The sequence below is a fragment of the Pseudoalteromonas sp. S408 genome (assembly GCF_005886645.1).
GTDB lineage: Bacteria > Pseudomonadota > Gammaproteobacteria > Enterobacterales > Alteromonadaceae > Pseudoalteromonas.
In genome coordinates this window covers 1-451 of sequence record NZ_PNDY01000047.1, presented here as the reverse complement: position 1 = coordinate 451, position 451 = coordinate 1, and the positions used below count along the sequence as shown (strand labels likewise).

Below are 451 nucleotides of genomic sequence, written 5' to 3'. Positions count from 1 at the left end.
TAACAAGTGACTATGGTGTCAATTCCTAATTTCAAACCATTTTAGGATCCCACATGACACCATCCCTCACCATAGAATTTATGATCACTACCAGCTTTCGTATACACGCAATAATGGCTACTTTTTTAGGCTTTCCTGCTTTAACCATGCGTTGATAAAGGTCTTTAAATTTAGAGTTGCACTGAATGGCTGACATCATCGCCATGTACATGGCAGTTCTTATTTTAGGTCGGCCGCCACGTATCATTCGCTTACCTTGATACACACCACTTTCACGATTGAATGGGGCTACACCTACTAAAGAAGCGGCCTCTTTGTTGTTCACATAACCTAACTCAGGCATATCACTAAGTAAGTTAAATGCGACCACATTGCCAACACCAGGCACACTTTGGATAATGGCATTTTTTGCTTTGTATTCGTCACATTCACTAACCAGTTTTTGAAGTTT

Annotated in this window: 1 protein-coding gene; it reads right to left on the bottom strand. The window is 40.4% G+C overall.

Annotated features, from left to right (window positions below):
* Window positions 1-31: 31 nt before the first annotated feature.
* A partial coding sequence (locus tag CWB62_RS18405) for a transposase (protein WP_138556292.1) occupies window positions 32-451 on the bottom strand: 420 nt, incomplete at its 5' end.